This window comes from Pseudomonas sp. LSJ-87, assembly GCF_032971465.1.
Classification (GTDB): domain Bacteria; phylum Pseudomonadota; class Gammaproteobacteria; order Pseudomonadales; family Pseudomonadaceae; genus Aquipseudomonas; species Aquipseudomonas putida_Z.
Map to the genome: position 1 here is coordinate 244,889 of NZ_JAWJYQ010000004.1, position 18,978 is coordinate 263,866.

The 18,978-nt window shown below is 62.2% G+C and carries 18 protein-coding genes; 5 read left to right on the forward strand and 13 right to left on the reverse strand.

Going from position 1 to position 18,978, the window contains the following annotated elements; all coding sequences use genetic code 11:
* Positions 1 to 154 precede the first annotated feature (154 nt).
* A complete protein-coding gene (hyi, locus tag RYH74_RS06225; protein WP_085593168.1) occupies positions 155 to 937 on the reverse strand; it encodes a hydroxypyruvate isomerase in 783 nt (260 codons plus the stop codon).
* A 68-nt stretch (positions 938 to 1,005) separates the two neighbouring features.
* Complete coding sequence (gene gcl, locus RYH74_RS06230; protein ID WP_015271168.1) at positions 1,006 to 2,781, reverse strand: glyoxylate carboligase; 1,776 nt, start codon at positions 2,779 to 2,781, stop codon at positions 1,006 to 1,008.
* A gap of 257 nt (positions 2,782 to 3,038) precedes the next feature.
* Here gcl and RYH74_RS06235 point away from each other — a divergent pair, with 257 nt between their 5' ends.
* Positions 3,039 to 3,479 (forward strand): GlcG/HbpS family heme-binding protein, encoded by a 441-nt coding sequence (locus RYH74_RS06235; RefSeq protein WP_013973539.1) that lies wholly within the window; start codon positions 3,039 to 3,041, stop codon positions 3,477 to 3,479.
* Positions 3,480 to 3,601: 122 nt separating this feature from the next.
* Here RYH74_RS06235 and RYH74_RS06240 read toward each other — a convergent pair whose 3' ends face one another.
* Positions 3,602 to 4,213, reverse strand: a complete 612-nt coding sequence (locus RYH74_RS06240; RefSeq protein ID WP_013973538.1) for a TetR/AcrR family transcriptional regulator — start codon at positions 4,211 to 4,213, stop codon at positions 3,602 to 3,604.
* Between the two features lie 132 nt (positions 4,214 to 4,345).
* Between RYH74_RS06240 and RYH74_RS06245 the strand changes: the two genes are divergently transcribed.
* A complete protein-coding gene (locus RYH74_RS06245; protein ID WP_075045892.1) occupies positions 4,346 to 5,260 on the forward strand; it encodes a DUF808 domain-containing protein in 915 nt (304 codons plus the stop codon).
* Between the two features lie 137 nt (positions 5,261 to 5,397).
* On the opposite strand, the gene RYH74_RS06250 is transcribed toward RYH74_RS06245, so the two are convergent.
* From RYH74_RS06250 to puuE, 7 genes are all read right to left on the reverse strand, one after another.
* A complete protein-coding gene (locus tag RYH74_RS06250) occupies positions 5,398 to 6,180 on the reverse strand; it encodes an outer membrane protein OmpK (RefSeq protein WP_025340033.1) in 783 nt (260 codons plus the stop codon).
* A 352-nt stretch (positions 6,181 to 6,532) separates the two neighbouring features.
* Positions 6,533 to 7,318, reverse strand: a complete 786-nt coding sequence (locus RYH74_RS06255; protein ID WP_075045891.1) for an outer membrane protein OmpK — start codon at positions 7,316 to 7,318, stop codon at positions 6,533 to 6,535.
* Positions 7,319 to 7,454: 136 nt separating this feature from the next.
* Complete coding sequence (locus RYH74_RS06260; RefSeq protein WP_085593158.1) at positions 7,455 to 8,810, reverse strand: nucleobase:cation symporter-2 family protein; 1,356 nt, start codon at positions 8,808 to 8,810, stop codon at positions 7,455 to 7,457.
* A 209-nt stretch (positions 8,811 to 9,019) separates the two neighbouring features.
* Positions 9,020 to 10,348: a urate hydroxylase PuuD gene (locus RYH74_RS06265; protein ID WP_286100281.1), complete on the reverse strand. Its 1,329-nt coding sequence runs from the start codon at positions 10,346 to 10,348 to the stop codon at positions 9,020 to 9,022.
* Positions 10,349 to 10,407: 59 nt separating this feature from the next.
* Positions 10,408 to 10,911: an ureidoglycolate lyase gene (locus RYH74_RS06270; RefSeq protein ID WP_003259500.1), complete on the reverse strand. Its 504-nt coding sequence runs from the start codon at positions 10,909 to 10,911 to the stop codon at positions 10,408 to 10,410.
* Between the two features lie 56 nt (positions 10,912 to 10,967).
* Positions 10,968 to 11,483: a 2-oxo-4-hydroxy-4-carboxy-5-ureidoimidazoline decarboxylase gene (gene uraD / locus RYH74_RS06275; RefSeq protein WP_075045890.1), complete on the reverse strand. Its 516-nt coding sequence runs from the start codon at positions 11,481 to 11,483 to the stop codon at positions 10,968 to 10,970.
* Positions 11,483 to 12,409, reverse strand: a complete 927-nt coding sequence (puuE, locus tag RYH74_RS06280) for an allantoinase PuuE (protein WP_025340029.1) — start codon at positions 12,407 to 12,409, stop codon at positions 11,483 to 11,485. The genes uraD and puuE overlap by 1 nt, the downstream gene beginning before the upstream one ends.
* Before the next feature lie 400 nt (positions 12,410 to 12,809).
* On the opposite strand from puuE, the gene uraH reads away from it, so the two are divergent.
* Positions 12,810 to 13,163 (forward strand): hydroxyisourate hydrolase, encoded by a 354-nt coding sequence (uraH, locus tag RYH74_RS06285; RefSeq protein ID WP_003259496.1) that lies wholly within the window; start codon positions 12,810 to 12,812, stop codon positions 13,161 to 13,163.
* Between the two features lie 244 nt (positions 13,164 to 13,407).
* On the opposite strand, the gene RYH74_RS06290 is transcribed toward uraH, so the two are convergent.
* Positions 13,408 to 14,757, reverse strand: a complete 1,350-nt coding sequence (locus RYH74_RS06290) for an NCS2 family permease (RefSeq protein ID WP_013973528.1) — start codon at positions 14,755 to 14,757, stop codon at positions 13,408 to 13,410.
* Positions 14,758 to 15,039: 282 nt separating this feature from the next.
* On the opposite strand from RYH74_RS06290, the gene RYH74_RS06295 reads away from it, so the two are divergent.
* Complete coding sequence (locus RYH74_RS06295) at positions 15,040 to 15,795, forward strand: GntR family transcriptional regulator (RefSeq protein WP_003259493.1); 756 nt, start codon at positions 15,040 to 15,042, stop codon at positions 15,793 to 15,795.
* Between the two features lie 232 nt (positions 15,796 to 16,027).
* On the forward strand, positions 16,028 to 16,726 hold the full coding sequence (aqpZ, locus tag RYH74_RS06300) for an aquaporin Z (RefSeq protein WP_046615033.1): 699 nt from the start codon (positions 16,028 to 16,030) through the stop codon (positions 16,724 to 16,726).
* On the opposite strand, the gene guaD is transcribed toward aqpZ, so the two are convergent.
* Positions 16,723 to 18,027 (reverse strand): guanine deaminase, encoded by a 1,305-nt coding sequence (gene guaD, locus RYH74_RS06305; RefSeq protein WP_075045889.1) that lies wholly within the window; start codon positions 18,025 to 18,027, stop codon positions 16,723 to 16,725. The two genes, aqpZ and guaD, sit on opposite strands and share 4 nt — an antisense overlap.
* Positions 18,028 to 18,037: 10 nt before the next feature.
* Positions 18,038 to 18,883 carry a xanthine dehydrogenase accessory protein XdhC gene (xdhC, locus tag RYH74_RS06310; RefSeq protein ID WP_317409105.1) on the reverse strand — a complete coding sequence of 282 codons (846 nt, stop codon included), beginning with the start codon at positions 18,881 to 18,883 and terminating at the stop codon, positions 18,038 to 18,040.
* Positions 18,884 to 18,978 lie beyond the last annotated feature (95 nt).

Here is an 18,978-nt window from a genome sequence, read left to right on the forward strand (position 1 = left end):
ATCTCGATGGAGCAGGCTGCACAGGCCCCCTTGTTGGACACAAAACTCTGTGGGAGCGGGTTTACCCGCGAAAGCGGCAGTGAAGCCAACATCGCATTCGCGGGTGAACCCGCTCCCACAGGGTCAGGCATGTGTCACAGGACCACGATCAGCCTTAGATTGCGTTATGTGTCTTCAGCCAGCCCAGGCCCGCTTCGGTGGTGGTCAGCGGCTTGTACTCCGCGCCCACCCAGCCCTGGTAGCCGATGCGGTCCAGGTGCTCGAACAGGAAGCGATAGTTGATCTCGCCGGTGCCTGGCTCGTTGCGGCCGGGGTTGTCGGCCAGCTGGATGTGGTTGATCAGTTTCAGGTTGGCTTCCATGGTACGAGCCAGGTCACCTTCCATGATCTGCATGTGGTAGATGTCGTACTGCAGGAACAGGTTGTCGCTACCAACCTCGGCCTGGATTTCCAGGGCCTGCTTGGTGGTGTTCAGGTAGAAGCCGGGGATGTCGCGGGTGTTGATCATTTCCATGACCAGGCGGATCCCGGCGGCTTTCAGCTTGTCGGCGGCGTAGCGCAGGTTTTCCACGAAGGTCTTGCGCACGGTGGCGCAGTCCGGGCCTTGTGGGCGAATGCCGGCCAAGGCGTTGACCTGGGTGTTGCCCAGCACCTTGGCGTATTCGATGGCCTTGTCGACACCGGCGCGGAATTCCTCGACGCGGTCAGGGTGGCAGGTGATACCGCGCTCACCCTTGGCCCAATCGCCCGCCGGCAGGTTGAACAGCACCTGGGTCAGGCCGTTGGCCTCCAGCTGCTGCTTGATCTCGGCAGCGCTGAAGTCGTACGGGAAGAGGTATTCGACGCCGCTGAAACCAGCATCGGCGGCAGCCTTGAAGCGGGCCAGGAAGTCCTGTTCGGTGAACAGCATGGACAGGTTGGCAGCGAAGCGAGGCATGTTGTGTCTCCTTGCGATGAAGGCCCCCGGCGCCCTCAGGTAGGGGCCGGCACGGGGGCGTCAGGCGATCAGTCCAGCAGCGAGATGGCGGTTGGCGCGTCGTTGCCGACCAGGGCCAGGTCTTCGAACTCGTTGACCGCGTTGATCTCGGTGCCCATGGAAATGTTGGTCACACGTTCGAGAATCACTTCGACCACCACCGGTACGCGGAACTCTTCGGCCATCTTCTGTGCCTTGAGCAGGGCAGGGGCGATCTCGGCCGGCTCGAATACACGGATGGCCTTGCAGCCCAGACCTTCGACCACGGCGACATGGTCGACACCGTAGGTGGCGGCGTCGGTCGAGTTGATGTTCTCGAACGCCAGTTGTACACAGTAATCCATGTCGAAGCCACGTTGCGCCTGACGGATCAGGCCCAGGTAGGCGTTGTTCACCAGTACGTGCACGTACGGCAGGTTGAACTGTGCGCCCACCGCCAGCTCTTCGATCATGAACTGGAAGTCGTAGTCACCCGACAGTGCGACCACCTTGCGCTTCGGATCGGCCTTGACCACACCGAGGGCGGCAGGGATGGTCCAGCCCAGCGGGCCGGCCTGGCCGCAGTTGATCCAGTGGCGTGGCTTGTACACGTGCAGGAACTGCGCGCCGGCGATCTGCGACAGACCGATGGTGCTGACGTAGCAGGTGTCCTTGCCAAATACCTGGTTCATTTCTTCGTAGACGCGCTGCGGCTTGACCGGCACGTTGTCGAAGTGGGTCTTGCGCTGCAGGGTGGCCTTGCGCTCCTGGCAGTCTTCCAGCCAGGCCTTGCGGCACTTCAGCTTGCCAGCGGCTTTCCACTCGCGGGCCACTTCGAGGAACACGTCCAGTGCCTTGCCGGCGTCGGAAACGATACCCAGGTCCGGGGTGAACACGCGGCCGATCTGGGTCGGCTCGATGTCCACGTGCACGAACTTGCGGCCTTCGGTGTAGACGTCGACGGAACCGGTGTGGCGGTTGGCCCAGCGGTTACCGATACCGAACACCAGGTCGGATTTCAGCAGGGTGGCGTTGCCGTAGCGGTGCGAAGTCTGCAGGCCGACCATGCCGACCATCTGTGCGTGGTCGTCCGGGATGGTGCCCCAGCCCATCAGGGTCGGGATTACCGGTACACCGGTCAGTTCGGCGAACTCGACCAGCTTGTCGCTGGCGTCGGCGTTGATGATGCCGCCACCGGCTACCAGCAGCGGGCGCTCGGCGTCATTGAGCAGGGCCAGGGCTTTTTCGGCCTGTACGCGGGTGGCGGACGGCTTGTGCACTGGCAGCGGTTCGTAGGCGTCGATGTCGAATTCGATTTCGGCCATCTGCACATCGAACGGCAGGTCGATCAGTACCGGGCCTGGGCGGCCGGTGCGCATTTCATAGAAGGCCTTTTGGAAGGCATAAGGCACCTGGCCTGGCTCCAGAACGGTGGTGGCCCACTTGGTGACCGGCTTGACGATGTTGGTGATGTCGACAGCCTGGAAGTCTTCCTTGTGCAGGCGGGCACGTGGGGCCTGGCCGGTGATGCAGAGGATCGGGATGGAGTCGGCGGAGGCACTGTACAGGCCGGTGACCATGTCGGTGCCGGCTGGGCCGGAGGTGCCGATGCACACGCCGATGTTGCCCGGGTTGGCACGGGTGTAACCCTCGGCCATGTGCGAGGCGCCTTCGACGTGACGAGCGAGGACGTGATCGATGCCACCGACTTTCTTCAGGGCCGAGTACAACGGGTTGATGGCAGCCCCCGGGATGCCGAACGCGGTATCTACACCTTCACGGCGCATGACCAGAACGGCTGCATCGATTGCTCTCATTTTGCTCATGGTTTGTGCCTCATCGATTTTGTAATTGTATACAACTTGCTTTGTGCCAGAGTGTATTCACGGCTGGCCGCTTAGGTCAACGGGTTTTCGTCGGCGGACGTCGCTTTCGTTCGAGCGCCCGTGAAAACGGAGGTTTGCGCCATCGCATACGATCGTTTCAAAATATTGTATACAAAAATATCTTCCGTTGTGTTCTATTTGTTCTATCGGTTTTCAACTGCCCTCAGGGCTTCTCACAACAAGAAGAGGACCTTTCCATGAACGCTTTGAACCTGAAAGTCGCGGTCAGCCTGGTGAATGCCGCGCTGGCGGCGGGCCGCAAGATCAATGCCGCGCCACTGACCGTGGCGGTGCTGGATGCCGGCGGCCACTTGCTGGCGCTGCAACGCGAGGATGGCGCCAGCCTGATCCGGCCGGAGGTGGCCACCGGCAAGGCCTGGGGCGCGATTGCCCTGGGCAAGGGCTCGCGCCTGCTGGCGCTGGACGCGCAGCAGCGGCCGGCATTTTTTGCCGCGCTGAACGGGTTGGGCGAGCGACCGGTGGTGCCAGCGCCGGGTGGCGTGCTGGTGCGTGATCAGGACGGCAAGGTGCTGGGCGCGGTAGGGATCAGCGGGGATACGTCGGATATCGACGAGCAGTGCGCGATCAGTGCGATCGAGGAGGTGGGGTTGAAGGCGGATGCCGGTGTAGCAGCCTAATTCTCTATCTTCTGTTCCGGCCTATTCGCGGGTGAACCCGCTCCCACAGGATCATCACAGGCTTGAAGCTCGTGGTGGCCCTGTGGGAGCGGGTTCACCCGCGAAGAAGCCAACGCCGGGGGTCAGGCCACCTCGGGCTCACACCCCTTGAGCACCATGCGGATGATGGTCTCTGCCGCCGCATCATAATCGCTGTCGGCCAGCTTGGCCTTGCCGGTCACCGCAGAGATCTGCCAGTCGAAATCGGCATAGGTCTGGGTCGCTGCCCAGATGCTGAACATCAGGTGATGCGCATCCACATGGGCGATCTGCCCGCGGTCGATCCAGCGCTGGATGCACTCGATGTTATGCCGCGCCTGCTCGTTCAGCTGCGCTACCTGGTTCGGCGACAGGTGCGGGGCGCCGTGCATGATCTCGCTGGCGAACACCTTGGACGCATGCGGCAGGTCGCGGGAAATGCGGATCTTCGAGCGGATGTACGCACTCAGCACTTCCTTCGGGTCACCGTCGGCATTGAACGGGGTCGACGCCTGCATGATCGGCGCGATGATGCTTTCCAGGACCTCGCGGTAGAGGTTGTCCTTGGATTTGAAGTAGTAATACACGTTCGGCTTGGGCAGGCCGGCCTTGGCCGCGATATCGCTGGTCTTGGTGGCGGCGAAGCCCTTGTCGGCGAATTCCTCGCTGGCCGCGCGCAGGATCAGTTCCTTGTTGCGCTCGCGAATGGTGCTCATGGTCAGGGATCTTCCTCGTGTCTGGCCACCTCTAAGAGGGATCGGGCATGGTAGCACCGGGCTCGACGGGCGCTCAAGGCAGCGGCTTTGGGCTAGAATCCTGGGCACTCACTCTTCTGGATACAGGCAAACATGGCAGGAAGCAGTCTACTGGTACTGATCGACGACATCGCCACGGTGCTTGATGACGTCTCGGTGATGACCAAGGTGGCGGCGAAAAAGACCGCAGGCGTGCTGGGCGATGACCTGGCGCTGAATGCCCAGCAGGTCACCGGGGTGCGTGCCGAGCGCGAGATCCCGGTGGTGTGGGCTGTGGCCAAGGGCTCGATGGTGAACAAGGCCATCCTGGTGCCGGCGGCGCTGCTGATCAGTGCGTTCATCCCCTGGGCGGTGACGCCGTTGCTGATGCTGGGCGGCGCCTACCTGTGCTTCGAGGGTTTCGAGAAGCTGGCGCACAAGTTCCTGCACAGCAAGGCCGAGACTGACGCCGAGCATGAAGCGCTCAAGGAGGCGGTGGCCGATGCCAATGTCGACCTGGTGGCGTTCGAGAAAGCCAAGATCAAGGGCGCGGTACGTACCGACTTCATCCTTTCGGCGGAAATCATCGCCATCACCCTGGGCATCGTTGCCGACTCGCCGTTGACCCAGCAGATCGTCGTGCTGTCGGGTATCGCGGTGGTCATGACCATCGGCGTGTACGGGCTGGTGGGCGGTATCGTCAAGCTCGATGACCTGGGGCTGTGGATGACCCAGAAGGCTTCACGCCTGGCCAGGGCGGTGGGTAACGGCATTCTGCGTGCCGCGCCATACATGATGAAGAGCCTGTCGGTGATCGGCACGGCGGCCATGTTCCTGGTCGGTGGCGGGATCCTGGTGCATGGCATCGGGCCGCTGCATCACGCCATCGAGGCGTTCAGTGAAGGGCGTGGCGGGGCGTTGACCGTGGCGCTGCTGAACGGCGGTGTCGGGGTTGTGGCCGGTGCCGTGGTGCTGGCGGTGGTGGGCATTGCGGGGAAACTGTGGCGGGCGGTTCGGCCGGCCAACTGAGTTGCATGGCCGGGGCTTTGCCCCGGTTCGCGGGTGAACCCGCTCCCACATGTATAGCGTCTGCCATGAATCCGGTGCGGACCCTGTGGGAGCGGGTTTACCCGCGAAGGGGCCGCAAGGCGGCCCCTATACTCAGATCAGAAGTGAACCTTGAGCAGGAAGCTCATGGTGTTCTGGTCGGTGGTGAAGGCATCGGAATCCTTGATGCCGTACTTGTTCTTCCAGTAGTCGTACTCCACACCCACATACAGCTGCTTCTCGCCCAGGTGCAAGGCCTTGCCCAGGTCATACTTGATCTGCGGATTGAAGTGCAGGTTGGCCTGGTAGGTGCCGCGGCGGTTCTCGTCGTTGTCCACCACCCAGTCCATGAAACCGTCGATCAGCACATCGGACGAACCGACCGGAATGGTGTAAGACCACACCGGGGTGATCTGCCACACGTTGTCGCCGGCGCGGCTGCCGTCGGTGGTGCGGTTGTAGAAGTTCAGCTGGAAGTAGTCGAAGCCAGGGATGTCCAGGTCGAAGCCAGGGCCGATCAGGTACGACTCGGTATCACCTTCGCCGAACTCGTAGGTCATCGCCAGCAGCACGTCCTTGACCGGGCCGAAGGCCAGCTTCTGGTCGAAGATCTTGCCGAACGACAGGCGCGGGCTGATTTCGCCGTAGTAGGTGTTCGGGCCATTGCCCTCATCTTTCTGGCCCTGGTAGAAGATCTTGTCGACAAAGATGAAGTTATCGCCGTACTTCCAGCCATCAGCGTGCTCGAAGGTCACGGTTTGCTGGATCGACGGGTTGACCTTGAAGTTCTTGCCCCACAGGTAGGTCAGGCTGTTGTTCTGCCATTGCAGCAGGTCGCCGCCGAAGGTGGTGCCACAGGCCAGCAGGCCGCCGGCGAGGATCAGGCTGTTGATGGTACGCATTGCGAGTGTCGCTCCCTTGATTGATCTATTGTCAGCGCTCGTTGTTGGCGCTTTTTTGTCTTTTGAGTCAGCTTTTTTCGATAGGCCACAGCTGTTTGGCAAGGGTTGAGCCAACTTTCCTGGGCTGGCAAAACCTTCCTGCTCGACTTCGTTCTGAACGGATGAAAAGGGTCTTTCAGGCTGGCAACACGTTGGCCAACCGCCCGAATTCATTGACTGAGCGGTCAGTAAACGCAGGCAGAATCCCTTCTGCCCTGATCGAGGGGGCGCGCAGATTACTGGCTTGCGCGCCTTGCCTCAAGTGCTCCGTCCTGGAGCAGTGTGGTACAAACTTGTGCGTTTGGTCAGTTTTCTAGAAGTGCACCTTGATCAGGGCACTGGTGACGCTCTGGTTACTGTCGATATTGCCTTGGCTGTCGATGCCGTACTTGTCCTTCCAGTAGCTGTACTCGATGCCCACGTACAGCTGCTTGGCGCCCAGGTTCAGGGCTTTGCCCAGGTCGTACTTGACCTGTGGGTTGAACTGCAGGTTGGCGTGGTAGGTGCCACGGCGGGTCTGGTCGTTGTCGACCACCCAGTCCATGTAACCGTCGATCAGAATGTCGGATTTGCCCACCGGAATGGTGTACGAGAAGGCCGGGGTGATCTGCCAGACGTTGTCACCGGGGCGGCTGCCTTCGGTGTTGCGCAGGTAGAAGTTGAGGGTGAAGTAGTTGAAACCGGGGATGTCCAGGTCGAAGCCGGGGCCGATCAGGTAGGCCTCGTTGTCGCCCTCGCCACGCTCGTAGGTCATGGCCAGCAGCACGTCCTTGATCGGGCCGAACGCCAGCTTCTGGTCGAAGATCTTGCCGAACGACAGGCGCGGGCTGAACTCACCGTAGTAGGAGGTGACGCCTTTGCCCGGGTCGGGCTTGCCGTTGTAGAAGACCTTGTCGACGAACATGAAGGTATCGCCGTACTTCCATTTGTTGGCGTGCTCGAAGGTCACCGTCTGCTGGATGCGTGGGTTGACCTTGAAATCCTTGCCGTACAGGTAGGTCAGGCTTTCGCCATGCCACTGCAGCCATTCGCCAGCGTGGGCGGGGAGGGTGGCCAGCAGGCTGCTGCCCAGCAAGAGGGACGAGGTGATGCGTTTCATGTTGTGGTTCCCGGACTTATTGTTTTTGTTGGGTTTTTTTGGCGCGCAGGCGCCCCGGACGGCCCATTCCGGCGGGCCGACGGTGTAGCGTTTACGGCGAATTCGAGGCGGGGCGGCAGTGCGCCGCCCCCCTTGCTCAATGCTGGTGACAGGCTTCGTTGTGCACCGCGCGGTCGGCACCACCAAGGATGTTGAACAGCACGTTCAACACCAGGGCACTGACCGTGGCCATGGCGATGCCACTGTGGGTGATGGGTTCCATCCACTGGGGCATCTGGGCGAAGAACTCCGGACGCACCACGGGGATCAACCCGAAGCCGACGCTCACCGCAACCAGCAGCTGGTTGCGACGGTCGCCGATGTCCGCCTCCTGGAGAATCTTGATCCCGGTGGCGGTGACCATGCCGAACATGGCGATGGACGCGCCGCCCAGTACCGCAGGCGGGATCGAGGCAATCAGGAAGGCCGCCTTGGGCAGCAGGCTGAGCAGGATCAGCAGTGCACCGGCCACGATGGTGACATAGCGGCAGCGCACCCCGGTCATCTGCACCAGGCCGATGTTCTGGGCGAACGAGGAGTGGGTGAAGGTGTTGAAGAAGCCGGCGATGAACGACGCGCCGGCATCGCACAGCAGGCCGCGGCGCAGCATCCCTGGGGTAACTTCACGATCGGTCACCTTGCCCAGGGCCAGGAACATGCCGGTGGACTCGACGAAGATGATCACCACCACCAGGCACATGGACAGGATCGGTGCCAGGCTGAAGGTCGGCATGCCGAAGTGCAGTGGGGTCACCACTTGCAGCCACGGCGCGTCGTTCAGGCCCGACAGGTCGACCATGCCGATGGAGCCGGCCAGGATGTAGCCCAGGCCCATGCCCACCAGCACCGACACGTTGACCCAGAAACCGCGCATGAAACGGTTGATCAGCAGGATCACCGCCAGCACCAGGCCGGCCACCAGCAGGTAGATCGGCGAGCCGAAGGTATCTGCCTGGTGGCCGCCACCGGCCCAGTTGACTGCCACCGGGAACAGCGACAGGCCAATCGAGGTGATCACCGTGCCGGTGACCAGTGGCGGGAAGAAGCGTACGACCTTGGACATGAACGGCGCGATCAGCATGCCGAAGAACCCGGCGGCGATGGTCGCGCCGAAGATCCCCTGCAGGCCCACGCCAGGCATGCCGGCCATGGCCACCATGCTGCCGACGGCAGCGAAACTGGCGCCCATCATTACCGGCATGCGGATGCCCACCGGGCCGATACCGAAGGACTGGATGATGGTAGCGACGCCAGCGACCAGCAGGTCGGCGTTGATCAGGAAAGCGACTTCTTCACGGGACAACCCGGCGGCCTGGCCGATGATCAATGGCACGGCGATGGCGCCACCGTACATCAGCAGAACGTGTTGCAGGCCAACCAGGATCAGTTGGAACAGGGGCAAGGGCTCGCGCGGCGGCGCAACTGGGATGTACGCCTTGCGTGACTCGGACATGCAGCACCTCGAGTTTTGTTTTTATTCTCGGATCCAAGCGCCGGCCTCAGGCGGCAGGCTTCCGGTTAAGAGAGCCTGAGGTTCCCGCTTGAGGCTGAACGCTCGATGCTTGCTTGTTGCGTATGTCTTGAAACAGAGGCCGGGAGTGCCGGCCTCTTCGCGGGTGAACCCGCTCCCACAGGGGGCGGTGTTATCCCGACAATTGTGTTTCAGTTGACCGGGGCGCCTTTGGCGATCCAGTCACCGACCAGCTTGCGCTCTTCGGTGGTCATCTGGGTGATGTTGCCCAGCGGCATGATCTGGCTGGCGACCGCTTGCGCCTGGATGCGCGCGGCCTGGGCCTGGATCTGCTGCGGGGTGTCGAACATCACGCCGGCAGGGGCGGCGCTGAACAGTGGGCTGGTCGGCTTGGACGAGTGGCACACGGTGCAGCGTTCCTGGATGACATTGTGGATCTTGTCGAAGCTCTCGCCGCCAGCCTGGGCCGTGGCCTGGGCAGGGGCTTCGGCCGGCGCGGCAGGCACTGCGGCAGCCTTGGCGGCGTCCTCGGCGCGTTGCTCGGCAGCGGTCTTGCCACCTACAGCGGTCGCAGGCAGTGGCTGGTACTCGACCTTCGCCGCGGCTTGCTCAGGGCTGACGGCCATCGGTTTCGGACCGGTGACGTAGGCCAGGCAGATCATCGCCAGGGCGCCGACCGGCAGGGTCCAGGCGTACTTGTTGCTGTCGTGGCGGGTGTTGAAGTAGTGGCGGATCAGGACCGCGGCTACTGCGATACCGGCCAGGATCAGCCAGTTGTACTGGCTACCGTAGGTGCTCGGGAAGTGGTTGCTGATCATGATGAACAGCACCGGCAGGGTGAAGTAGTTGTTGTGGCGCGAGCGCAGCAGGCCCTTGGCCGGCAGTACCGGGTCTGGGGTCTGGTTGTTCTCGATCGCAGCCACCAGCTGGCGCTGGGCCGGCATGATGATGCGGAACACGTTGCCGACCATGATGGTGCCGATGATCGCGCCGGTGTGCAGGTACGCACCACGGCCGCTGAACACCAGGCTGAAGCCCCAGCATGCGGCGATGATCAGCACGAACAGTACAGCACCGAGCAGCGCTGGCTTCTTGCCCAGGGGCGAGTCGCACAGGAAGTCGTAGATGAACCAGCCGGCGATCAGCGAGCCGATACCGATGGCCACGCCTTCGGCACCGCTAAGGGTGCTGCCAGGGGCCAGCAGGTACAGGGTCGGGTTCCAGTAGAACACCACGCACAGCAGGGCGATACCGGACATCCAGGTGAAGTAGGCTTCCCATTTGAACCAGTGCAGGTTCTCGGGCATTTTCGGGGGTGCGAGCTTGTATTTCTCCAGGTGGTAGATACCACCGCCGTGAATTGCCCAGAGATCACCCGACAACCCATCGCGCGGGTTGCTTCGGTTCAGGTGGTTCTCCAGCCAGACGAAGTAGAACGATGCACCGATCCAGGCGACACCGGTGATCATGTGAACCCAGCGAATGCTCAGGTTCAGCCATTCGTGAAGGTGTGCTTCCACAGTATGTACCTCTTGCCGGTCACCCGCTCGGGCATTGCCCTTGAATGACCGACCTTTTCTTATTGGTGGGGATTGAGGACCAGCATCTGTTCCTCGGTGAAGTAATGCTCGTCGCAGTTGTTGCCGGAACCACTGCGATCAACCACCAGGAAGTCATCCCGCTTTTCGATCGTCAGCACCGGGTGGTGCCAGACGCCGCGATGGTAATTGACGCCCTGCCTGCCATTACTGCGGAAGGCTCGGACCAAACCTGATACAGGTGCATCGCCAACTGGCGCGACCACGATCAGAAAGGGGTTGCCGAGCAGCGGGATGAAAGCCTGGCTGCCCAGCGGATGGCGTTCCAGCATGCGCACGGTCAGCGGCATGTCCAGCGCGTCGGCGCGGAAGATGCTGATGATCGCCTTGTCTTCAGGCTCGGCGGTTTCGACCGTAGCGAGCTTGTGGAAGCGCATGGTCGAGCCGTTGTTGATCATGAAGTGGTCGCTGCCGTCGGTTTCGATCACGTCTCCGAAAGGGGCGAAGGCTTCTTTGGTCAGGGGCTCGATCATCAGGGTGCGCATGCGGATATCTCTTCTATGTTCGTTGTTCTGGATAAGGCTCAAGCGTTGCGGCGGCTTTACAGCTGCAGCAGGCGGAACAGGGCGATCAGGTTGATCTGCGCCAGGGCTTCCTTGAATTCGGCATCGGCATCGTTGTGGATGCGTTTTTCGAAGGAGGCGAGGATCTGGTGCCGGTTGCTGCCTTTAACCGCCATGATGAACGGGAACTGGAACTTGGCCTTGTAGGCGTCGTTCAGCTCGGTGAAACGGGCGAACTCTTCGGCGGTGCACTGGTGAATACCGGCGCCGGCCTGCTCGTTGGTGCTCGATTCGGTCAGCTCGCCCTTGATGGCGGCCTTGCCGGCCAGGTCCGGGTGAGCGTTGATCAGCGCCAGCTGGTCGGCGTGGTTGGCGCTGAGCAGGATGTCGCTCATGCGCTGGTGCAGCGCCTCGATCTCGTCCAGCTCGCCCAGTTGGCCCAGGTCATAGGCTTTTTCGGCTACCCACGGCGAGTGCTCGTAGATGTCGGCGAATGCCTTGACGAAGGCGTCACGGCCCAGGGCGGATGGCTTGAGGGTGTTGAAGGCGGTCATCAGGCGTTCTCTTTCTTGTACGGGTGGGTGGCGTGCCAGTGGCGGGCGATGTCCACGCGACGGGCGAACCAGACCTGGTCATGGCTTTTTGCGTAGTCGACGAAGCGCTTCAGTGCAGCCAGGCGTGCCGGGCGGCCGACCAGGCGGCAGTGCAGGCCGATGGACAGCATTTTCGGTGCTTCGGCGCCTTCGGCGTACAGCACATCGAAGGCGTCCTTCAGGTACTGGAAGAACTGCTCGCCGCAGTTGAAGCCCTGTACCTGGGTGAAGCGCATGTCGTTGGTGTCGAGGGTGTAAGGGATCACCAGGTGCGGCTTGCCGGTAGAGTTGTTCGGCTCCCAGTAGGGCAGGTCGTCGTCATAGGTGTCGCTGTCGTACAGGAAGCCACCTTCCTCCATCACCAGGCGACGGGTGTTCGGGCCGGTGCGGCCGGTGTACCAGCCCAGCGGGCGCTCGCCGGTGATTTCGGTGAGGATGCGGATGGCTTCGAGCATGTGCTCGCGCTCCTGGGCCTCGTCCATGTACTGGTAGTCGATCCAGCGGTAGCCGTGGCTGCAGATTTCATGGCCGGCCTCGGCCATGGCGCGGATCACGTCGGGGTGGCGCTGGGCGGCCATGGCCACGGCGAAGATGGTCAGTGGCACGCCGCTGTCCTTGAACAGCTTCAGCAGGCGCCATACGCCGGCGCGGCTGCCGTATTCGTACAGCGATTCCATGCTCATGTTGCGCACGCCCTGCAGTGGCTGGGCGGCGACCATTTCCGAGAGGAATGCTTCAGACTCCTTGTCGCCGTGCAGGATGTTGCGTTCGCCACCTTCCTCGTAGTTGAGGACGAAAGACAGCGCGATGCGAGCGTTGCCCGGCCATTGCGGGTGAGGAGGGTTGTTGCCGTAACCGATCAGGTCGCGAGGGTAGTCAGCGCTCACTGCAGTCTTCCTTCTTGTGCGTTAGTGCGGGGGGGTGGGCGGGCCGCGTCGGTATGTCGCACCACCGGATGGGCTGATTGTATACAACTTCTGAAATCTTTTGTAAGCCTGTTTTTCCGCATTTCTTCCCTTTTGTCGCCTCGCAGCGACCTGGAAAAACAGTGCAAGAAACCTGCCTGATTGGTCAGCTAATGACGTTGGCGTCTTTACGGCGCCTGTATTTGCGACCGATGGGTCGTTTATGGGCAAGAAACGGCAGGTACGACAGAAGGGCTCAAAAAATTGTGTACAATTTGGCGATGGAATGTCTTAATGGCGTCATTCCCGCACATCTCAGGCCCTTTGGCGTGATGATGGCCGTGTATTTTTTGCCCACAGATTGAACAAGAGGCGACAAGCAATGGGACGTTTGACCACACACGTACTGGATGCCGCGCATGGCTGCCCGGGCAGCTCGATCAAGGTCGAGCTGTACCGTGTCGAAGGCCAGCAGCTGGAGCTGGTGAACACTGCCCTGACCAACAGCGATGGCCGTGTCGACGCGCCGCTGCTGCAGGGTGACGACTACCGTACCGGCGTCTACCAGTTGCAGTTCAGCGCTGGCGACTACTACCGCGCTCGCGGTGTACAGCTGCCGGCCCAGGCGTTCCTGGATGTTGTCGTGCTGCGCTTTGGCATCGACGAGCAGCAGGAGCACTACCACGTGCCGCTGCTGATCTCGCCGTACAGCTATTCGACCTATCGTGGAAGCTAGTTGGTCGCTAGAAGAATCTTCGTAGGTCCTTTGGCCCGCTCTCACACTGGCGGGCTTTTTTTCGTCTGCTGTTTTTGTATCGCCTGCACCGGCCTCTTCGCGGGCTTGCCCGCTCCTACAGGTACGGCGCCGGGTTTGAAGGCTGTGGTGATCCTGTGGGAGCGGGCAAGCCCGCGAAGAGGCCGGTACAGGCTGTAGCAATAAAGAAAGGGCGCCTAGGCGCCCTTGGTTGGTGCAGCAGGGTTCAGAGGAACACGAACTTGGCAATGAAGATCGCGCACAGCACCCACAGGCTGGCGGAGATTTCCTTGTATTTGCCAGTACCTGCCTTCAGCGCCACATAGCTGATGAAGCCCAGGGCAATACCGTCGGCGACCGAGAAAGTCAGCGGCATCATGATCACCGTGACGATCGCCGGAATGCTGTCGGTGGCCTCGTCCCAATGGATATGCGCCATGCTGCCCATCATCAGCATTGCCACGTAGATCAGCGCACCGGCGGTGGCATAGGCCGGAATCATCCCGGCCAGCGGGGCGAAGAACATCGCCGCGATGAACAGCAGGCCGACCACCACGGCAGTCAGGCCGGTACGGCCACCAGCGGCCACGCCGGCAGCACTTTCCACATAGCTGGTCACCGGCGGCACGCCGACCACGGCGCCGAACACACTTGAAGCACTGTCAGCCTTCAGCGCCTTCGACAGGTTCTCGATACGCCCGTCCGGCGCCACCAGGTTGGCCCGCTGCGCCACGCCCATCAGGGTGCCGGCGGTGTCGAACATGTGCACGAACAGGAACGCCAGCACCACGCTGATCATGCTGACGTTGAACACGCCAGCCACATCCATGGCCATCCAGGTCGGTGCCAGGCTTGGCGGCATCGACATCACCCCGCCGAATTTCACCAGGCCCAGGCCCCAGCCGGCCAGGGTGACACCGATGATGCTGATCAGGATCGCACCGAACACCCGCTTGTAGCTGAGGATGGCGATCAGCAGGAAGCACACCGCAGCCAGCAGCGGCCCCGGTTCATGCAGCGAGCCCAGCTTGATCAGCGTGGCCGGGCTGTCGACGATGATGCCTGCCGTCTTCAGGCCGATCAGCCCGAGAAACAATCCGACGCCGGCCCCCATGGCATGGCGCAGGCTGACCGGGATGCTGTTGAGCAACCATTCGCGCACTTTCGACAAGGTCAGGAACATGAACAGCACACCCGAGACGAATACTGCGCCCAGTGCCGTTTCCCAGTTGTAGCCCATGGTGCCGACCACGGTGTAGGTGAAGAAGGCGTTAAGCCCCATGCCCGGCGCCAGGCCTACCGGCCAGTTGGCGTACAGGCCCATCAGCAGGCAGCCCAGCGCGGCGGCGATGCAGGTGGCGACAAAGGCGGCACCGTGGTCGATACCGGCGTCGGCCATGATGTTGGGGTTGACGAAGATGATGTAGGCCATGGTGATGAAGGTGGTCACCCCGGCGATCATTTCGGTTCTGACGGTGCTGCCGTGTTGCTTGAGTTTGAAAATCCGCTCCAGCCAGCTCGTTTCGAGCGGTGGGGCAAGATCCAGCGTAGGGGCTTCGGATTTGCGGCTTTCCACAGCGAGTACTCCTCAAGTCTTTCTTGTTGTTATGGAGCCAGGGGCCTGAGCAATGCACTTGGCGGCTCCGCGAGGGAAGGCAGACGTCTGACCGGTTTGTTGACTTGTGGGTCAAGAAGTTGCTCGGTGGATTATGCTTTTGTGTACAAAGAATGCAAATAATGTTTTATGTTTTGTGTGCGCAATGCGTCGTACAACGGCTATATAGGTAAAAGGCCACCTGCAGAAACGGCTCAGCCTGTGTACAATGGCGCCATACTTTCCTTCGTGCCTCGAGAGCCCATGAACGAACAGCTGCAACCTCTGAAGAAACCTGCGCGTACCGGCAAGGCTGGCCGCAGTGGTACCCAGGACGACATCGTCTACGCGCATATTTTCGAGGCGATCCTCGAGCAGCGTCTGGCACCGGGCACCAAGTTGAGCGAGGAAGCGCTGGGCGAGATCTTCGGCGTCAGCCGCACCATCATCCGCCGCGCCTTGTCGCGCCTGGCCCACGAAAGCGTGGTGCTGTTGCGGCCGAACCGCGGCGCGGTGGTGGCCAGCCCGACGGTGGAAGAGGCCCGCCAGGTGTTCTTCTCCCGGCGCATGGTCGAACGGGCCATCACCGAACTGGCCGTGCAGCACGCTACCCTCGAGCAGCTCAACGAGCTGCGGCAGATGGTGCGTGAGGAGCGCGACAGCTTCTCCCGTGGTGACCGCGGTGCCGGCATTCGTCTTTCCGGCGAATTTCACCTCAAGCTGGCCGAGGCCGCGGGTAATGCGCCGTTGGTCAGCTTCCAGCGCAGCCTGGTGTCGCAGACCTCGCTGATCATTGCCCAGTACGAAAGCGGCAACCGCTCGCATTGCTCGTATGACGAACACATGCAGCTGATCGATGCCATCGAGGCGCGCGATGCCGAGCAGGCGGTGAGCCTGATGATGCACCACATGGACCACATCGACAGCAAGCTGAACCTGGACGAGGAGAGTGCCTCGGACGATCTGCATGCGGTGTTCTCGCATCTGCTGAAAAAGCCCAAGGTGTCGGTCAAGGGTTGATCGTTTGCTCAAGTGAACGTAGTGCGCCGTTGTGGGAGCGGGTTCACCCGCGAACACCGGCGCAGCCGGTGCCATACACGGTGTCGCCTTCTTCGCGGGTAAACCCGCTCCCACAAGAAGCACGGCCATGTCTGGTCATTGATCAAAGGTCTGCTAAATTCTTGTGAGCAAACCTTCATCAAGCAGTTGGGCTTGCGCATTCGTTGCGTTCAACTTCTTGAGGAATGGACTCATGAGCATGTCCCTCGGTAAACGCATGGGCGCCGAGCTGGTCGGCACCTTCTGGCTGGTGCTTGGCGGCTGCGGCAGTGCGGTACTCGCCGCCAGTTCCCCCATCGGCATCGGTGTACTCGGCGTCGCCTTCGCCTTCGGCCTCACCGTGCTGACCATGGCCTTCGCCATCGGTCATATCTCCGGCTGCCACCTCAACCCCGCCGTGTCGTTCGGGCTGGTGGTGGGCGGGCGCTTCCCGGCCAAAGAGCTGTTGCCCTACGTGATCGCCCAGGTGATCGGCGCCATCCTGGCGGCAGGTGTGATCTACCTCATTGCCAGCGGCAAGGCAGGTTTCGAGCTGTCTGCGGGATTGGCTTCGAACGGCTACGCCGACCACTCGCCCGGCGGCTACACGCTCGGGGCGGGCTTTGTCAGTGAAGTGGTGATGACGGCGATGTTCCTGGTGGTGATCATGGGCGCCACCGACGCCCGGGCACCGGCGGGCTTTGCACCGATCGCCATCGGCCTGGCCCTGACCCTGATCCACCTGATCTCGATCCCGGTGACCAATACCTCGGTCAACCCCGCGCGTAGCACGGGGCCGGCCTTGTTCGTCGGTGGCTGGGCCCTGCAACAGCTGTGGCTGTTCTGGGTGGCGCCGCTGATTGGTGCTGCGATCGGCGGCGCACTGTACCGGGGCCTGGCAAAAGAACCTTAGCGCTGGTGCACGCAACGCCCTGCGGCGTAGGTTTCACGCACGGTGCGGTCGTCGCCGAGGGTGGTGAGCACGAACAGGGTTTCCTCGATGCTGTTGGACTGCTGGATGCGGTAGTCCAGCAGCGGCGTTGCCTTGTAGTCCAGTACCACGAAGTCGGCATCGTTGCCCGGGCGCAGGCTGCCGATGCGGTCGTCCAGGCGCAGCGCGCGGGCGCCGCCGAGGGTGGCCAGGTACAGTGACTTGTACGGGTGCAGGCGCGCGCCCTGCAGCTGCATCACCTTGTACGCTTCGTTGAGGGTGTTGAGCAGCGAGAAGCTGGTGCCGGCGCCAACGTCGGTGCCCAGGCCCACATTGACCTTGAAGCGCTCGGCCTGGGGCAGGTTGAACAGGCCGCTGCCGAGGAACAGGTTGGAGGTGGGGCAGAAGGCCACGGCCGAGCCGGTTTCGGCCAGGCGCTGGCATTCGTCATCGCACAGGTGCACGCCATGGGCGAATACCGAGCGTTCGCCCAGCAACTCGAAGTGGTCGTATACGTCCAGGTAACCCTTCTGCTCGGGGAACAGCGACTTGACCCAATCGATTTCCTTGAGGTTTTCCGACAGGTGCGTGTGCATGTACACGCCCGGGTGTTCCTTCAGCAGTTGGCCTGCCAGCGTCAGCTGCTCAGGCGTACTGGTCGGGGCGAAGCGCGGGGTGACTGCGTAATGCAGGCGGCCCTTGCCGTGCCAGCGCTCGATCAGTGCCTTGCTTTCGGCATAGCCGGACTCGGCGGTGTCGGTCAGGTAGTCCGGGGCGTTGCGGTCCATCATCACCTTGCCGGCGATCAGGCGCAGGTCCAGGCGCTCGGCTTCCTCGAACAGGGCATTGACCGATTCCGGGTGCACGCTGCCGAACACCAGGGCGGTGGTGGTGCCGTTGCGCAGCAATTCCTTGAGGAAGATCTTCGCCACCTGGTCGGCGTGGCCCTTGTCGGCGAACTGCTTTTCGCAGGGGAAGGTGTAGGTGTTCAGCCAGTCCAGCAGCTGTTCGCCGTAGGAGCCGATCATGCCGGTCTGCGGGAAGTGGATGTGGGTGTCGATGAAGCCCGGGGTGATCAGCGCGTCCTGGTAGTGCTCGACCGGGATATCGGCGTCCAGGGTCGGCAACAGTTCGGCGGCGTGGCCTACGGCGCGGATGCGGCCGTCGTCGACTACCAGCAGGCCGTCCTCGAAGTATTCATGGGAAGCCTCCAGGCCCACCTCGGCCGGGTCGGCGATGCTGTGCAGGATGGCGGCACGGTAGGCTTTGCGGGTAACGGTCATAACACACTCGTCAAATGGCTTGGCTGCGCCGGGAAGGCGGCAGCAACTGGGCAATGGGGCCGGCATTGGCGGCAGCGTCGTGCTGGCCGAAGCAGGCGTTGTAGGTGGCGATGATTTCACCGGCGATGGACACGGCGATCTCGATGGGCAGCTTGCCCTTGACCTCGGCCAGGCCCATCGGGCTGCGCATGCGCGCCATCACGGCATCGTCGTAGCCGCGCTCGCGCAGGCGGTGCTCGAACTTGACCCGTTTGGTCTTCGAACCGATCAGGCCGAACCAGGTGAAGTCGTTGCGCTTGAGAATGGCGGCGGTCAGTTCCAGGTCGAGCTGGTGGTTGTGGGTCATGACGATGCAGTAGCAGCCTGGCGGCAGGTCTGTCACTTCGTCGACCGGCTCCTCGCTGACCACCTTGGTCACCCCGTCGGGGATCAGGGCAGGGAATTCCTGCTCGCGCGAATCGATCCAGCGCACCCGGCAGGGCAGCGCGGCGAGCAAGGGTACCAGAGCCCGGCCGACATGGCCCGCGCCGAACACCGCGATCTGCGCCTGCACCGCGGCCATGGGTTCGAACAGCAGCACCGTGACGCCGCCGCAGCACTGGCCAAGGCTGGCACCGAGGCTGAAGCGCTCCAGGTGCGGGGTGCTACGGTGCTCTTCGAGCATCTGCCGGGCGATGTGCAGGGCCTTGTATTCCAGGTGGCCGCCGCCGATGGTGTCGAACAGGCCGCTGGCGCTGACGACCATTTTCGAGCCGGCATTGCGCGGGGTCGAGCCGCGTTCCTCGATGATGGTAACCAGCACGCAGGCTTCGCCACGGGACTGGTGGTCGGCGAGGGCGTTGATCCATTGGTGCATGATGCAACCTCTCTATGTTGCGTCGCGATCCCTGTGGGAGCGGCGTTGTGTCGCGAAAGGGGCGCGCAGCGGCCCCGGGATTTGTGCAGCATTGA

Coding starts and splice junctions, on each gene's coding strand:
- gcl (WP_015271168.1), bottom strand. CDS start 2,781: ATGAGCAAAATGAGAGCAATCGATGCAGCCGTTCTGGTCATGCGCCGT.
- hyi (WP_085593168.1), bottom strand. CDS start 937: ATGCCTCGCTTCGCTGCCAACCTGTCCATGCTGTTCACCGAACAGGAC.
- aqpZ (WP_046615033.1), top strand. CDS start 16,028: ATGAGCATGTCCCTCGGTAAACGCATGGGCGCCGAGCTGGTCGGCACC.
- uraD (WP_075045890.1), bottom strand. CDS start 11,483: ATGACCGCCTTCAACACCCTCAAGCCATCCGCCCTGGGCCGTGACGCC.
- xdhC (WP_317409105.1), bottom strand. CDS start 18,883: ATGCACCAATGGATCAACGCCCTCGCCGACCACCAGTCCCGTGGCGAA.
- RYH74_RS06255 (WP_075045891.1), bottom strand. CDS start 7,318: ATGAAACGCATCACCTCGTCCCTCTTGCTGGGCAGCAGCCTGCTGGCC.
- RYH74_RS06235 (WP_013973539.1), top strand. CDS start 3,039: ATGAACGCTTTGAACCTGAAAGTCGCGGTCAGCCTGGTGAATGCCGCG.
- RYH74_RS06270 (WP_003259500.1), bottom strand. CDS start 10,911: ATGCGCACCCTGATGATCGAGCCCCTGACCAAAGAAGCCTTCGCCCCT.
- RYH74_RS06260 (WP_085593158.1), bottom strand. CDS start 8,810: ATGTCCGAGTCACGCAAGGCGTACATCCCAGTTGCGCCGCCGCGCGAG.
- RYH74_RS06240 (WP_013973538.1), bottom strand. CDS start 4,213: ATGAGCACCATTCGCGAGCGCAACAAGGAACTGATCCTGCGCGCGGCC.
- uraH (WP_003259496.1), top strand. CDS start 12,810: ATGGGACGTTTGACCACACACGTACTGGATGCCGCGCATGGCTGCCCG.
- RYH74_RS06250 (WP_025340033.1), bottom strand. CDS start 6,180: ATGCGTACCATCAACAGCCTGATCCTCGCCGGCGGCCTGCTGGCCTGT.
- guaD (WP_075045889.1), bottom strand. CDS start 18,027: ATGACCGTTACCCGCAAAGCCTACCGTGCCGCCATCCTGCACAGCATC.
- RYH74_RS06295 (WP_003259493.1), top strand. CDS start 15,040: ATGAACGAACAGCTGCAACCTCTGAAGAAACCTGCGCGTACCGGCAAG.
- RYH74_RS06245 (WP_075045892.1), top strand. CDS start 4,346: ATGGCAGGAAGCAGTCTACTGGTACTGATCGACGACATCGCCACGGTG.